The sequence below is a fragment of the Alishewanella agri BL06 genome (assembly GCF_000272005.1).
Taxonomy (GTDB): domain Bacteria; phylum Pseudomonadota; class Gammaproteobacteria; order Enterobacterales; family Alteromonadaceae; genus Alishewanella; species Alishewanella agri.
In genome coordinates this window covers 445,736-461,625 of the sequence record NZ_AKKU01000026.1, presented here as the reverse complement: position 1 = coordinate 461,625, position 15,890 = coordinate 445,736, and the positions used below count along the sequence as shown (strand labels likewise).

At 50.5% G+C, this 15,890-nt stretch carries 13 protein-coding genes; 6 read left to right on the top strand and 7 right to left on the bottom strand.

The genetic code is table 11. The annotated features are described in order from the left end of the window. The 5 genes from AGRI_RS15730 to mutY are packed head-to-tail and all read right to left on the bottom strand — an operon-like array spanning position 1 to position 3,346. Entirely contained in the window at positions 1–387 is a 387-nt protein-coding gene (locus AGRI_RS15730; protein WP_008985857.1) for a DUF423 domain-containing protein, read from the bottom strand. Then, on the bottom strand, positions 359–982 hold the full coding sequence (locus AGRI_RS15725) for an alpha/beta family hydrolase (RefSeq protein WP_008985856.1): 624 nt from the start codon (positions 980–982) through the stop codon (positions 359–361). Before AGRI_RS15725 ends, AGRI_RS15730 begins: the two co-directional genes overlap by 29 nt. A 56-nt stretch (positions 983–1,038) precedes the next feature. Then, on the bottom strand, positions 1,039–1,977 hold the full coding sequence (locus tag AGRI_RS15720; RefSeq protein ID WP_008608642.1) for a transcriptional regulator GcvA: 939 nt from the start codon (positions 1,975–1,977) through the stop codon (positions 1,039–1,041). Between the two features lie 29 nt (positions 1,978–2,006). Beyond that, positions 2,007–2,279, bottom strand: a complete 273-nt coding sequence (locus AGRI_RS15715; protein WP_008985855.1) for an oxidative damage protection protein — start codon at positions 2,277–2,279, stop codon at positions 2,007–2,009. Next, entirely contained in the window at positions 2,276–3,346 is a 1,071-nt protein-coding gene (gene mutY / locus AGRI_RS15710) for an A/G-specific adenine glycosylase (protein WP_008985854.1), read from the bottom strand. Before mutY ends, AGRI_RS15715 begins: the two co-directional genes overlap by 4 nt. A 109-nt stretch (positions 3,347–3,455) precedes the next feature. On the opposite strand from mutY, the gene trmB reads away from it, so the two are divergent. Genes trmB through AGRI_RS15695 form a run of 3 tightly spaced genes read left to right on the top strand, consistent with a single transcriptional unit; the run spans position 3,456 to position 5,519 of the window. Continuing rightward, positions 3,456–4,190, top strand: coding sequence for a tRNA (guanosine(46)-N7)-methyltransferase TrmB (gene trmB, locus AGRI_RS15705; RefSeq protein WP_008985853.1), 735 nt, complete (start codon positions 3,456–3,458; stop codon positions 4,188–4,190). Further along, positions 4,190–5,197, top strand: a complete 1,008-nt coding sequence (locus AGRI_RS15700) for a class I SAM-dependent methyltransferase (protein ID WP_008985852.1) — start codon at positions 4,190–4,192, stop codon at positions 5,195–5,197. The genes trmB and AGRI_RS15700 overlap by 1 nt, the downstream gene beginning before the upstream one ends. Before the next feature lies 1 nt (position 5,198). Further along, complete coding sequence (locus tag AGRI_RS15695; protein ID WP_008985851.1) at positions 5,199–5,519, top strand: hypothetical protein; 321 nt, start codon at positions 5,199–5,201, stop codon at positions 5,517–5,519. 5 nt (positions 5,520–5,524) lie between these two features. Here the strand turns inward: AGRI_RS15695 and AGRI_RS15690 are convergent, their stop codons facing one another. Beyond that, positions 5,525–5,866, bottom strand: a complete 342-nt coding sequence (locus AGRI_RS15690) for a DUF3293 domain-containing protein (protein WP_237713105.1) — start codon at positions 5,864–5,866, stop codon at positions 5,525–5,527. A 193-nt stretch (positions 5,867–6,059) separates the two neighbouring features. Between AGRI_RS15690 and AGRI_RS15685 the strand changes: the two genes are divergently transcribed. After that, complete coding sequence (locus AGRI_RS15685) at positions 6,060–7,706, top strand: sensor histidine kinase (RefSeq protein WP_040292104.1); 1,647 nt, start codon at positions 6,060–6,062, stop codon at positions 7,704–7,706. Between the two features lie 179 nt (positions 7,707–7,885). Continuing rightward, a complete protein-coding gene (gene arcA / locus AGRI_RS15680) occupies positions 7,886–8,593 on the top strand; it encodes a two-component system response regulator ArcA (protein ID WP_008985848.1) in 708 nt (235 codons plus the stop codon). On the opposite strand, the gene AGRI_RS15675 is transcribed toward arcA, so the two are convergent. After that, complete coding sequence (locus tag AGRI_RS15675) at positions 8,594–10,888, bottom strand: ATP-binding protein (RefSeq protein ID WP_008985847.1); 2,295 nt, start codon at positions 10,886–10,888, stop codon at positions 8,594–8,596. It abuts the gene before it with no gap. 536 nt (positions 10,889–11,424) lie between these two features. Between AGRI_RS15675 and gltB the strand changes: the two genes are divergently transcribed. Further along, complete coding sequence (gene gltB / locus AGRI_RS15670; protein ID WP_008985846.1) at positions 11,425–15,888, top strand: glutamate synthase large subunit; 4,464 nt, start codon at positions 11,425–11,427, stop codon at positions 15,886–15,888. The last annotated feature ends 2 nt before the right edge of the window (positions 15,889–15,890 follow it).

The window sequence follows — 15,890 nt, the reverse complement described above, 5'->3', positions numbered from 1 at the left end:
TTACTCTCTATGCCAGCTTGTCTGGCGCCAGCTTACGATGGCCAGAAGCAGCCAACCTAAAATAAAGCTCTGGCCACCCAGTGGGGCCAAAGCTGAAAAATGTAGCGGCAAGGCAAAAACGCCGCTTATCAGTGTCCAACAAAACAACCAGACACCCAGATGCCAACACAGTCTGACGGCCAGTAACAGCTTCGTCGGCTGCCAGATATTTAACAGCAGCAAACCTAAAGCATGTAACGCCAACATGGCTAAAGCAGCCAATACCCGCCCGGTCGCCAGCTCCGTTAAGCTGCTTTGCCATAAATGCATCAGTGCTGCCGCAAGCGCCACTACTGCGCCGCCGTATAAGGCTGCCAGACTAGTACTTAACTTTAGCCAGAATTGCATCAATAGTCCCTCGGGTAAGCTCGGCGGCCTGCACTATTAATTGGCGCTGGCTCAGGCCACTACTTTTAAGTGGCTGAAAATCGTGATCCGCTGTTTGTAACCAATGCACTGTCACCTCGGGCCAAGCTGACATCAGCGCGCTCAGTTCAGCATAGTTGCCAAAGGGATCCCGCTCGCCCTGCATTATAATAAGCGGTCGGCTAAGCACAGAAAAATGCCCGGTACGCCATTGTGTTTTACGCGGTGGATGAAACGGATAGCCATAAGCAAATACCGCCCCAACCCGCTCCTCCAAAGATTCAGGCAGCGCGGCCAGCAGCGACGCAACACGCCCACCCATTGATTTACCGCCAATAAACAGCGGCAAATCGTCACCCAGCGCCTTTATCGCCGCCGCTAACTCCGGCAGCAAACTGGCAACTTTAGGCGGCGGCACCGGCGTACCGAGTTCGCGTTTACGCTGCATATAAGCAAACTCGAACAGCGCTACTTCTATCTGCTGTTGCTGCAGCGCTGCGGCCAGCTGCTGCATAAAAGCGCTATCACAACCGGCGCCTGCGCCATGGCAAAGTAATAACCTGGCCACTGCTGTCATGCCAGTACTCGCAGCACTATTAACAATGCCAGCAATACCAGAGGATTAGCTAGCATTTAATCATCCATTGCCACCGCATTGGTAAACTGCTGCTCGGCAAATTCGGCCTGCTCCGCGCTGACCATATCCAGCATCCATTGTCGGAACGCTGTGATCTTGCCAAGCTCGGTTTGGCTTTCACGACACACCAGATAGTAAGAGTCTTTACTGATCAGCACATGATTAAACGGTACGATCAGCCGGCCAGAGCTAATATCCGGCCGCGCCAGTACATTATGCGCCAAGGCCACGCCCTGACCATGAATCGCCGCCTGCAGCACCATCGAGGAATGACTGAAGATCGGCCCCTGATTGACATTAAAGTTTTTAAAACCCTGGGTAGTAAACCAGGCTTTCCATGCACGGCGTGAGCCATCATGCAGCAGGTTATGAAAACGCAGATCGGTTGGCTCTTTCAGCGGTTTGCTGCCATTTAATAACAGCGGTGAACAAACCGGTAGTAAATATTCGGTATGCAATTTATCTGCATGCAGGTTACGCCAGTTACCGCGACCATAATAAATGGCGACATCAACATCATCGGTCAGCGAGCCTTCATCCTGATCCACGGCCTTGATCCGCACATCGATATCCGGATGCTGTTCACTAAACTGGTTTAACCGCGGTACCAGCCACTGAATAGCAAAGCTTGGCTGCAGGCTGACGGTCAAGGATCCCTTAGCACCGCGCGCCAGCAATTTTTCGGTGGCTTCGTGTAGCTGCAAAAAAATCTCTTTAATATCGAGAAAATAGCTCTGCCCTTCTTCGGTTAGCAGCAAAGAGCGGTTTTTCCGCATAAAGAGTTTCAGCCCCAGATGATCTTCCAGGGCTTTGATCTGATGACTAATCGCCGCCTGAGTCACATACAGCTCTTCGGCCGCCTTGGTAAAACTTAAATGCCGGGCAGCAGTTTCAAAAGCTTTTAATGCATTAAGCGGCGGTAAACGGCGGGCCATAAGTCTCCGAAACGGGCGTAATACAGCGCTTAGTTAGCAGGTGGCGTATAGCCATCAATCTGCACATCCTGGCCCTGGAACAAAAAGGCTTCCATCTGCTCTTCCAATAATTTACGGTGCTCAACATTCATCATATTGAGCTTTTTCTCGTTAATCAGCATCACTTGTTTCGCCTGCCACTGGGCCCAGGCTTCTTTGCTGATGTTATCGAAAATTTTCTTACCCAAATCGCCCGGATAGAACTGAAAATCCAATCCCGGCGCCTCTTTTTGCAGAAATTGGCAAAATACGATGCGGCTCATAATTTTTCCTTGCTCAGACTTAATGCAGCCAATTGCTGCAGCAGGTTTTTCGCCGGGGCCGACAACCCCAGTTCAGGTATGGCGCTTATTGTATACCAGAGCGCGGCAGATTGCTCCTCTACCCGCGCCGGCAAGCTGGAAAGTTGCAGCCAAAGCGGATTGATCCATAAATGAAAATGGCTAAAGGTATGCCGAAAGGTCGCCAGTTCCGTTTGTTGTTGCACCGCCAGGCCCTGCAGCGCAACAAATTGCTCGCGCTCTTTGGCGCTGCTAAATTCCAGAAAACCATATAAGCCGCCCCATAAGCCTTTTGCCGGGCGCTGTTTTAACAAAACTTGTTCGGCTGTGGTTAACAGTAGCCAAAAACTTTGTTGCTCCGGTAAGGCTTTTTTCGGTTTTTTGCTGGGATAACGTTGCTGCTCGCCCTGCAGCGCCGCCTGACAATGCCGGGCCAGCGGACACTCGGCACAGCGCGGCTTACTGCGGCTGCACAGCGAAGCGCCCAAATCCATCATCGCCTGATTAAACTGCTGTACTGTCGCCTTGGGTGTATAGCGCTCTGCTAATTGCCATAGCTGCTGTTCGACTTTTTTCTCCCCCGGCCAACCGCTTACAGCAGCAAAACGGCTGAGTACCCGCTTGCAGTTACCATCCAAAATCGGATAGTGCAGCCCCAGCGACAACGACAGAATTGCGCCGGCGGTCGAGCGGCCAACACCAGGCAGCGCCAGTACTTGTGCAAATTCAGTTGGAAATTCGCCCTGATGCTGTTCGACGATCTGCCGTGCAGCCTGATGCAGATTGCGCGCCCGCGCATAATAGCCAAGACCGGTCCAGTAATGCAGCACCTCGTCGGTTTCGGCCGCAGCCAGGGTTTTTACATCCGGAAAGCGCGCCACAAAACGCTGAAAATAAGGTATCACCGTTGCTACCTGCGTTTGCTGCAGCATCACTTCCGACAGCCAGGTTTTATAAGGGCTTGGCTGTTGCTGCCAGGGTAAATCTTTGCGGCCATGTTGCTGGTACCAAGCGACCAACTGCTCACTAAACCAGGTATCAGTTTGCAAAAATACGACTCCTGCCATTGAAAAGCACCAATTGTAACAGAGCCCGAGGTTGAGCTTGCTACCGTTTCCAAGGATAATAGCCGACTAATTTTTCAGATTGGAGCTTTGCATGACCAACCAGGCCACACCGCCAAACGACCATCAGCCGGATGATGCCAGTACGCAACCTTATTTACGGCGCATCCGCTCTTTCGTGTTGCGTGAAGGCCGCTTAACCAAGGGCCAACAACTGGCGCTGGAAAATCACTGGTCAGGCTATGGCGTGGATTATCAGCCAGCACTACTGGATCTGGACCTGTTATTTGGTCGCAGCGCCCCGCGGGTACTGGAAATTGGCTTTGGCATGGGCAAATCACTGGTTGCGATGGCTAAGGCCGCTCCGGCACAAGACTTTATCGGCATTGAAGTGCATAAGCCTGGGGTTGGCGCCTGCTTATCCGAAGCCGTTGCTCAGGGCGTAAACAATCTGAAAGTGTTTGAACATGATGCGGTTGAAGTGTTAGCCGAGATGATCCCAGAGCAAAGCCTGGATACAGTGCAACTGTTTTTCCCGGATCCCTGGCACAAAAAGCGCCATCATAAAAGACGGATCGTGCAGCCAGACTTTGTGCAGGCACTGCGCAGTAAATTAAAAATCGGTGGTGTCTTTCATATGGCGACCGACTGGGAAAACTACGCCGAGCATATGCTGGAAGTAATGCAAGCTGCCGAGGGTTTTCAGAACTTATCTGCCGACAACACCTATGTCGAACGTCCGGAACACCGGCCTTTGACCAAATTCGAACAACGCGGCCAGCGCTTGGGCCATGGTGTCTGGGATCTGATGTTTAAAAGGATAAGTTAATGCTTGCTAACAGCAGTCAGCTGATTTTACGCAACCTGGACGATTTACAGGGTCCGGTATTATTTGTCGAGCCAGAAGCCGACCAACTGGCCCGCCAGTTACCGGCCCTGGGGCAAATCAGCTGCTTTACCACCGATGCCGCCGTTAAACAGCAGTGGCAGCAAGCCGGTGCCGAGGTTTACTTTAGCGCTACGCCAGCCTTTAGCCAGCAGTTTGCCACCGCAGTGTTGTTTTATCCCAAGAGTAAAGAATTACTGGCCGATAATCTGGCCCGTATTGCCAGTGCACTGCAGCCTGATGCCCAGCTCTATGTGGTAGGTGATAATAAAGGCGGGATTAAAAGCCTGGTTAATCACGCCGAGAAGCTGGGGTTACATGCGCATAAACTGGATAACGCCAAACACTGCCTCTGGTTTTCGCTCACAGGCGATCTCAGTCAGCTCAAACCCGGCGCCATAAGTCAGTTTAACATTCAGCATAAGGGTCATAACCTGACAATCTGTTCGCTGCCCGGGGTATTTAATCATGGCAAGCTGGATACCGGTACGGCGCTGTTACTGCAGCACCTGGGGCATATCCAGGATGGCAAGGTGCTGGATTTCGCCTGCGGCGCCGGCATTATCGGCGCCGCACTAAAACAGCAGGCGCCAGGCATTGAGCTGTATTGCTCCGATATCAGCGCTTTGGCAACCGCTGCGACTAACGCGACCTTACAGGCTAATCAACTGAGTGGTCAGGTTATTGCCGCTGATGGTTTGCCAGCACAGCCGCAGCTGTTTAAGCATATTGTCAGCAATCCACCCTTTCATACCGGCATTAAAACCGACTACAGTATCAGTGAAGCCTTTATTGCCCAGAGCGCGGCGCGGCTACAATCTGGTGGTACCTTAACCCTGGTCGCCAATAATCATCTCGCCTACCAACAACTGCTGGAGCAAGCCTTTGGTAAGGTGAATATTCTGGCCAAAGCCAATGGTTTTGTGATTTATCAGGCGGTGAAAAAATAATATGCCAGCACGGGCGCTGATTTCAGTAGCATTGTTACTGGGCGGGCTATGTAGCCTTCCGGCGAAAGCCAATCCAGCCAATTGTTTACAGGCGCCTGAGCGGGTAAAAGCTTGCCCGCATAAGTTGTATCGGGCTGTGCAATTAGCCGGCATGAGCAAACCGGCTTTGACCTGTATCTGTGTCACTGACTTTGCGCAGCTTTTGACTACACCAGCAGATGCGACCGAGCGTCTGGCACAGTTTCGCCGCAAACAGCAGCTAACCGAGCATTTGCAACAAGACGTCGAACCCATACTGGAGATCCTTCGCCGCGCGCCCTAGAAGCTCTAAGCTGGTAACAACACCAGGCGTTGTTGAAATTGGCCCAGGCACTCTTCTTGTTCTGGCAGCAATACTGGCACCAGGTAAAGCTGCCCCTGCTCCACCCAATAAATGGCATTTTGAGTAAATTCAAGTGCCAGCGTTATTGCCTGCTGCTTGTCGCAGAGCACGACCCAACTTTTCTCCTGGAAGCTCAGATCGGGAGCCGCGCCAATTACAGAGCGATAAGGCACTCCCAACTGTTGCAAACGTGCTTGTAGCTTCTTATCGAGTAGCTGATTATAAAGTGGGTTTTCCGCGTTACCGGCAGGGTTCTGGCCGCTGATAATGGCAAAATTAATCGCCATGGAAAGTGTTTGGTGAGATAAAAAAATACTGCTTTTATAAAGTTGCCATAGGTTCATGGCTGATCTCAGCTATCATTGCCTGCAATTACTATAAACGCGCTGGATAAAATTTCCACTCTCCCTTTGCTAAAAAGCACTATTCTGTTTAGCATCTAACAAGTACAACATTACATTCGGGATTTGCAGAATATTTATGTCCAGCCCAACCCGCACCACATCGATGAAAAGCGCGCTGATCTGGCTGGTGATGTTAATTTGCAGTTTAACCCTGACTATCGCACTCTTTTTCAGCAATTATCTGGATTTTCAGCGCCAGGAACAACAGCTGCAGCAGCAGGTTCTGGCGTTGGCGGACATCATTGCCATTAATACACAATCAACTCTACTCACCAATAACCGACATCGCGAAGAAACCCGGCTAAAGGCATTAACTGCGATACCGACGATTAAAAATGTACATATCTATCAATTTGATCAAACTAATCAGCAACTAAAATTTTTTGCCAGTTATAACCGCTCTGACATCGGTCCCTGGCCACCACAAACCGAGCGGATTCAAAGCCTCAGCGAGCAGCCTCTCCCCCTTAGCAGTGCGGATCAGCTGGAATTGGGTCGCCAGGTCGAAGTTGACGGCCAATTGCTGGGCTATGTGTATCTGCGAGCCGGTTCGGATCAATTGCAGCAATCGCAGCGGAATCAGAATCTTATCACCATAGTTATCGCATTATTGGCGCTGGGGCTAGCGCTGTTACTGGCGCTTAAGCTACAGCGGCGCTTCACTCTGCCATTGCATGTGCTGTTAGAACTGGTAAATAAGGTCGCAAAAGAAAGAGACTATTGTGTACGCGCCCCTACTGCCAACCTCGATGAGTTAAACCAACTTAGCCGGGCGTTTAATACCATGATGGATCGGATTGAAGGTCAATTGCGCAAGCGGGAACAGGCCGAACTGGAAATTAAACAACTTAACCAGAGTCTGGAACAAAAAATCGCCGAACGGACCAATGCGTTACGTGAGTCAAATCAAGAGTTACTCAATACCCTTGCCACCCTGCATCAATACCAAAATCAAATTGTTGAAACCGAAAAAATGGCTAGTCTGGGTCAAATGGTGGCGGGTATCGCGCATGAGGTGAATACACCTATTGGCCTCGGTGTTACAGCCTCAACTTTGCTACAGGATAAGGTTCAGGAAATTGAGCAGGCGTTTCAGCAAAAAACGCTAACCTCAAGTCAACTGGCGCGTTTTCTGAACGATAGCAAAGAAAATCTGGGCATTATTTATCGCAACTTGGAGCGTGCTGCTGGCTTAATCAGCAGCTTTAAACAAGTCGCCGTCGATCAATCTAATGAAAATCAACGGCAATTTAATATGGCGCAGTTGATTAACGAGGTGATGTTATCGCTGCGGCCTAATCTCAAAAAAACCGCGCACCAGTTACGGATCGAATGCCCGCCCGATTTGATAGTGAATAGCAAGCCTGGACCAATCAACCAAATTTTAATTAATTTAATTATGAATAGCTTGCTACATGCTTTTGATGAGGGGCAAGCGGGCGAAATTACGATCCGGGTCACCCTGCAGCAACATCGCTGCTTTATCCACTATGCCGACAATGGCCGGGGTGTGCCAGAGCACATCCGCAAGAGAATTTTTGATCCTTTTGTCACAACCAAAAGAGGCGAAGGTGGTAGTGGTTTAGGTATGCATCTGGTTTATAACCTGGTTACCCAAGCCCTAAATGGCAAGATTAAATTAGAGAGTGCTTTAGGTGCCGGCATTCAAATTGATATCGACTTTCCAGTGGGCAACCTAAGCCCAAGCAAGCTTAACTCCTAACATAATGACTCTAAACAACTTTTAATTAAACTACATTAGGTAAAGCTAATTGTTAACAAAATTCTTGTTAACAATTAGTCCGGTAGATTATAATTGCAGCTAATTTGACAATTCATCCGTCAATTTGTCTACAGTTAAAGAACGAACTTCTTACAACTCCCAAAAAAGGTTTTACTCCAATGCAAACACCCGTGATTCTGGTCGTCGAAGATGAAGAAGTAACCAGATTAAATCTGGTCAATCTGTTCCAGGGAGAGGGCTACCACGTTATTGAAGCGGTCAATGGCGAGGAAATGTATCAAAAACTGGAAGAAAATCCGGTTAATTTAATTGTAATGGATATTAATCTGCCAGGGAAAAATGGTTTAATTCTGGCTCGCGAGTTACGGCAGAAGCAGAATATTGGTCTGATTTTCCTGACCGGCCGTGATAACGATGTTGACCGGATCCTGGGTCTGGAGATCGGTGCCGATGATTATCTGACCAAGCCTTTCAACTCACGGGAACTAACCATTCGCGCCCGCAACCTGCTGAATCGCACTGTGGCGCAGCCTGTGGTGGAAGAACATAAGAGCGTGGTGCGCTTTAATGGCTGGACCCTGGATGAAAACAGCCGCAATCTGACATCGCCCACCGGCGTTGCCCGTCGCCTGCCAAAAGGTGAATACCGTGCCCTGCGTTTAATGCTGGATACACCAGGTAAAATTTTTACCCGTGAACAACTGATCCGTCATATGACAGGGCGCGAGTTAAGGCCAAATGACCGGACTGTTGATGTCACCATCCGCCGCATCCGCAAGCACTTTGAATCGGATATTGACAGCCCGGAGCTGATCAGCACTATCCACGGTGAAGGTTACCGCTTTGTTGGTAAACTTGAGAAGTAATTAATACTGCTCGATATATTGCTGCAGAGTAGCCAGGTGCTGCTCTGCAGTAAAATGCAGTTCTAATAACTGTCGCTGTAATCCCTGCCAATCCGGCTCCTGCTCTTCTAAAGCTCTGGCTTGCTGCATCACCCAGGCTAACCCCACTGCTGCTGCTGCACCTTTTAATTTATGCGCCACACTTTGCAGCTCTTTGGTTTGTTGCTGTACTGCAGCTTCCAGTAATTTATTGATGTAACCCGGCAATAGCTGTGCAAACAGCTGGGCACTACGCTGCATTGCTCCTTTCCCAAGACTTTGCAGGTATCCCTGCAACACCGTTTCATCTAATGCCGGATGATTAGTACTGCCAGAGTCTGGCTCCTGACTCGATGACTGTTGCAATCTTAGTGCACTGGGTGAGAATAGCTCAGCCAATAATTGATCAAGTTTGTCGGTATTCAACGGTTTAGCCAGCACACCATCCAGCTTAATGTCACCCAGCGACTCCTGCGCCTTGCGCACATTGGCACTCAACATTACAGTAGGTAGCACGGCTAACCGTTGATCAGAGCGAATATAACGGGCGATATCTGCACCATCCATATCGGGTAACTGCATGTCCAGCAGTACCAAATCTAAATCATCCTCGGTTTCCAGAAGCGCCAGTGCGTCTTCTCCGGTTTCAGCATGGATCACGGTATGACCACGCTGTTCCAGCAAGGTAATGGCAATATCAGCATTGAGTGGTACATCTTCGATCAGCAGAATGGTCAAGGGTGGGCAACTTATTGGTGGCAGTTGCTCAGGCGCTTGCGCAAACACGACAGGCAAGCGGATACTAAAGGTACTGCCTTCTCCCACAGTACTGGTGACCTGTATATGACCAGACATGGCTTCAACCAGCGAGCGGGAGACCGACAGACCGATACCCGAGCCAACAATACTGAGGCGTTGCCCATCTTTAGATTTGTAGTACAAATCAAATATACGGGGCAGATCATGTTGGGCGATACCAATACCGGTATCCGACACCTCGAGCAGTAACTGTTCTGCCTGCAGTAAACAACGTAACCGCACCTGGCCCTGACGGGTAAACTTTACCGCGTTACTCAGCAGATTCCACAACACCTGGCGTAATCGTGTGGTATCCAGTAGCAGATAGCTATCGATCAAACCTTCCGGTTTTAATTCAAACTGCAGTCCCTTCTGCTGACAGATCAAGTGGGCAAAGTTGGCAATATCCTGCAAAAAGTGCTGCAAGTTGACACTTTGATACACGATATCAAGTTGATGCCGGTCAATCTTATCTAAATCAATAATATCATTGAATATATTACCCAAGGTTTCAGCACTGGTAAAAATCGTATTCGCCCAACTGGACTGCTCTGGCCCCAGTTCACTGCTAAGCAAACGGCGGCTTAAACCGACAATACCATTTAAAGGCGTACGCAATTCATGACTTAGGGTGGCAATAAACTGGCCTTTATCCTGATAGGCTTTTTCCAGTGCCTGCTCGGCTAACTTGCGCGAAGTAATATCGCGGCCAAACCCCAACAGACCAATGTAGCTGCCCTGACGGTCATAAAATGGCAAATGGCGCATTTCAAACCACAGCACACTGCCGTCCAGCTTTTTAAACTGTACATCTAGGGTTAACTCCGTTTCAGGCGCTGCCAGCCCATACTCAGATAAAATTGCAGCTTGCCGGCTGTTGGCATCATAGAGTCGGGTCAGATCCTGACCAAGCAACGCCGACATCGGCCGCTCCATGATACTCTCAAACATTTTATTACAGCTGGCCAGTAAGCCACGCTCATCGCGGTAATAAAATAAATCCGGAGAGCTATCGACAATAGAGCGGATCAGCAAACTCTGCTCAGCCAGCTCTTGTTCCGTCTTGCGGCGTTCGGCAATTTCTTTCCGCAGTTCTTCTATCGCCCGCCGTTTTGCCTGAAACGCGCGCTTACGCTCTTCAATCTCAAAATTAAGCTGGCGGATACTTTCCTGCATTGACTGGTTCAGTTGACGCTCCGACTGCGCTGAGTCCTGCAAAAATGCCAAGGCGGCATCCAACTTTAAGATCAGATAAAACACTAACATTACAGCAACGGCAAAGGCCGGCACGGTATAAGCCAGCAATAACTGCAGCTCGTGGAGCACCAGCTCGCGATTAAGTACCGCGGTATAACCCAAATAACTCAGCAAGACCAGTGCTGCCATCAACAACACCAGCACGGCACCCAGCTGCCAACTACCCCATTGCCGAATCCTGACAGCAAAGGCTTTCACCTGTGGGTGTACTGGATTTTGCATAAGGTTAGAGATCCCGCTGTTAGTAAGCCTGATTCGCCAGCTCCGGTATTAGCATCTACACTTGATACCGCAGCCTGAAATAAAAAACCAAACTAGATTAACGGTTAACTGTTGTTTTGCCAATCTCAGCCTTGGCAGTGGTCGTAAATGCCGGCAGATGACATAGCATAATTATTAAAAAATATCGGCGCTATTCAGCAAGCTGATGGTGCGATAGCCGCAGTATCGCTGCTAGCGGGCATGCCGTTTAGCGTAGATATCTGGCATAAACACCAATTTTGCTAAGTTAGGTAAAAAATCAGCAGAATCGCTGCTTCGCTCTGCGACAAGCTGCTTGATTTTTGCTTTAAATGTCGGTATACCTGTTAACCTCTAAAAGTATAGACGGCTAAAACTTCCGAGTTAAAGACCGCAACGCGTTGACCTCTGAGAGACAACCCGACAAATTCTTTCAGCAGTAGCACAGACAACAACAAGAATAATAATTCAAAATATTTATATAATTATTTATTTCAGGATAAGTTTGGAGGCGTGTCATGGCGTTGTATCAGCATAGTCAGGCAAGAGAGAACTGTGGCTTTGGGCTGATTGCGCACCTGGAAGGGGTCGCCAGTCACCGCATAGTCAGAACCGCAATCAATGGTTTAGACCGGATGCAACATCGCGGCGGTATTTCTGCCGATGGTAAAACCGGTGATGGTTGTGGTTTATTAATGCAAAAACCGGATAGCTTTTTCCGCGCGCTGGCCGAGGAGCATGGCTGGAACCTGGCGAAAAAATATGGCGTCGGGATGATTTTTTTAAGTCAGGATCCGGTTAAGGCTGCCCTGGCAAAAGACATTATTAATCAGGAAATTGCTCGCGAAACCCTGACTCTGGTCGCCTGGCGTAAAGTACCAATCGACGCTGGCGTACTGGGACCGCTGGCCCTGAACTCAATGCCGCATATCGAGCAGGTACTGGTCAACGCCCCACATGGCTGGGGCGATCACGACCTGGAACGCCGCCTTTATATGGTACGCCGCCGTGTTGAGCAACAGCTGACAGCGGATGAGGATTTTTATATTCCCAGTTTTTCATCCTTAGTTACCGTATTTAAAGGCCTAATGATGCCGGCGGACTTACCCGGTTATTATCTGGATCTGGCCGATATCCGGATGGAAACCGCCATTTGCGTGTTCCACCAGCGTTTTTCGACCAATACGATGCCACGCTGGAAACTGGCTCAGCCGTTCCGCTTTTTAGCTCATAACGGTGAAATTAATACCATTACCGGCAACCGGCAGTGGGCCCGCGCCCGTCAGTATAAATTTGCCTCACCTTTACTACCGGATTTGCAGGATGCCGCACCCTTTGTTGGTCAAACCGGCTCTGACTCCAGCTCTTTAGATAACCAGTTGGAATTGCTGCTGGCCGGCGGTATGGATCTGTTCCGTGCCATGCGTTTACTGGTACCGCCTGCATGGCAGGGCAATAAGGTGATGGACGATAACCTGAAAGCCTTTTACGAGTTTAACTCCATGCATATGGAGCCATGGGATGGTCCGGCGGGTATCGTACTGACCAACGGCCAGCATGTGGCCTGTAATCTGGATCGCAATGGTTTGCGCCCTGCCCGCTTTGTCATTACCCGCGACAAATTGATTACCCTGGCCTCTGAGGTCGGGATCTGGGACTACACCCCGGACGAAGTGGTTGAAAAAGGCCGGGTTGGCCCCGGCGAAATGCTGGCGATTGATACCACCAGCGGCAAGATCTGGCGTTCAGATGAAATCGATCAGGATTTAATGCAGCGTCACCCGTATCGCAGCTGGCTAAATGAAAACGTGCAGCGGCTGGTACCTTATGAAAAGTATGAAACCGATCTGATTGGTAAACGCGTTTTTACCGACGACGAAATGTTAGTACTGCATAAGCTGTTTAATTACAGCTATGAGGAAATTGAGCAGGTGGTGACTGTCCTGGCAAAAGATGCGCAGGAAGCCGTTGGCTCTATGGGTGACGATACGCCGATGGCCGTGCTGTCGCGTAAGCCGCGCACCCTGTTTGATTATTTCCGCCAGCAATTTGCCCAGGTCACCAACCCACCTATTGATCCGCTGCGTGAAGCTCATGTGATGTCGCTGGCAACCAGTATTGGCCGCGAGCATAACGTCTTTAAAGAGACCGCCGGCTATGCGCGGCGGATCCAGTTTGAATCCCCGGTACTGATGTATTCAGACTTAAAACAACTGAAACAGGCGGATGAGAAATACTATAAGCACCAGATCTTCTCGCTGAATTTTGATCCGGCACAGCAGGATCTGCAACAAGCCGTCAGCACTCTTTGCCAGCAAGTGGTGAGTGCGGTAAGAGATGACAAAGTCGTACTGGTGATCCTGACCGACCGGCGCATTGCTCAGGGGTTATTACCCATTCCTGCGGCTATGGCTGTCGGCGCCGTACAGCAAGCACTGGTTAATGCCCAGCTGCGCTGTGATTCGAACATCATTATTGAAACCGCTGCCGCCCGCGATCCGCATCATTTCGCAGTGTTGATTGGCCTGGGTGCCACGGCGATTTACCCGTTCCTGGTTTATGAAACGGTCGAACAACTGGTCGAAAAAGGCAATATCGCCCTGACCGCGCGTCAGGCCGTGCTGAATTACCGCAAAGGCATCAATAAAGGCCTGTATAAAATCATGTCAAAGATGGGGATCTCGACGGTCGCCAGCTACCGTTGCTCCAACCTGTTTGAAGCGGTCGGTATCCACCCTGATGTGATGGCGCAGTGTTTTAGCGATGTGCCGTCACGGCTAAGCGGCGCTAACTTTGCCGATTTCCAGCAGGATCTGCAGCAACTGGCTAATGTGGCCTGGTTAAAGCGCAAACCGCTAAATCATGGTGGTCTGTTAAAATATGTGCACGATGGCGAGTACCATGCCTATAACCCCGATGTGGTGCAAAGCCTGCAAAAAGCGGTACGCAGCGGCAACTATGAAGACTACAAGGACTATAGCCGCTTTGTAAACGAGCGGCCGGTGGCACATATCCGCGATCTGTTCCAGTTAAAAGCGGGTACGCAAGCGGTAGAAGTGGAGCAGGTCGAACCGGCAGAGCAGCTCTATCCGCGCTTTGACAGCGCAGCGATGTCTATCGGCGCCTTAAGTCCAGAAGCACACGAAGCGCTGGCCATTGCGATGAACCGCCTCGGTGGTCGCTCCAACTCCGGTGAGGGCGGCGAAGATCCGCGGCGCTTTGGTACCGAGAAAAACTCGAAAATCAAACAGGTCGCCTCCGGCCGTTTCGGAGTTACGCCGCATTATCTGGTCAACGCCGAAGTGATTCAGATCAAGGTAGCACAAGGTGCTAAGCCCGGCGAAGGTGGTCAGTTACCCGGTGAGAAAGTCACCGCTGAAATTGCCAGGCTGCGCTATTCAGTGCCGGGCGTGACGCTGATTTCACCGCCGCCACACCACGATATCTACTCGATTGAAGATTTGGCGCAGCTGATTTTCGATTTAAAGCAGGTTAATCCACAGGCGCTGATCTCAGTCAAACTGGTATCAGAGCCGGGTATCGGTACTATCGCGACCGGTGTCGCCAAAGCTTACGCTGACCTAATCACCGTATCAGGCTATGACGGTGGTACCGGCGCCAGCCCACTGACGTCGGTAAAATACGCCGGTAGCCCTTGGGAGCTGGGCTTAGCTGAAGTACATCAGGCTTTGGTGGAAAACGGGCTGCGTGATCGGGTGCGGCTGCAGGTCGACGGCGGTCTGAAAACCGGCCTTGATGTGGTGAAAGCCGCCATTCTGGGTGCCGAAAGCTTTGGTTTTGGCACCGGCCCGATGGTCGCACTGGGGTGTAAATTCCTACGGATTTGCCATCTGAATAACTGTGCAACCGGTGTCGCAACCCAGGATGCCACCTTACGCCGCGACCACTTTAATGGCCTGCCGGAAATGGTGATGAACTATTTCAGCTTCCTGGCGCGCGAAGTGCGCGAGCTAATGGCAGAGCTGGGCGTGACCGAATTAACTCAACTGATTGGCCGTACTGATCTGTTGGATTATCGCAGTGCGCAAACGCAAAAACAGGGCAAACTGGATTTGACGCCTATTTTGCAAGCTTCCGGCGTGCACTCGGATAAACCTTTGTACTGCGTACAAAATAATACGCCTTTCGATCCGGGCGCCTTAAACCAATTATTACTGCAAAAATGCGAGCAGGCGGTACTGAAAAAAGCCGGTGGCCAACATAATCTGCAGATCCGCAATACCGATCGCTCGGTTGGCGCGGCGTTGTCCGGCTTTATTGCCCGCCAGCATGGTAATCAGGGTATGGCAACCGATCCTATCCGCATTAAGTTTACCGGTACTGCCGGCCAGAGCTTTGGCGTCTGGAATGCCGGTGGTCTCTATCTGTCGCTGCAGGGTGATGCCAACGACTATGTTGGTAAAGGCATGACCGGTGGCCAGATCGCAATTTACCCGGCTAAAGGCGCCAGCTTTGCCAAAAATGGCTTTACCATTGCCGGTAATACCTGTCTTTACGGCGCCACCGGCGGCCGCTTGTTTGCGGCAGGCCAGGTCGGCGAACGTTTTGCGGTGCGTAACTCCGGCGCCGTCGCCGTGGTAGAAGGTACCGGTGATAACTGCTGTGAATATATGACCGGCGGTGTGGTCGTGGTGCTGGGCTGTACCGGGGTGAACTTTGGCGCCGGTATGACCGGTGGCTTTGCTTACCTGCTGGATGAGCAGGATGATTTAGCACTGCGCTTAAATGGCGAGCTGGTGGAAGCGCTGGATGTGGAAATGCCCATTCTGCAGGAACATTTACGCAGTCTGCTGCACCAGCATGTCGAAGAAACCGGCAGTGAAAAAGCTCAGCGGATCCTGAATGATTTCCACAACTATTTAAGCAAATTTAAGCTGGTAAAACCAAAAACCAGCGATGTAAATACCTTGCTTGGTCACCGCGCCCGCTCGTCTGCCGAGCTGCGCGTGCAAGCGATGTAAGG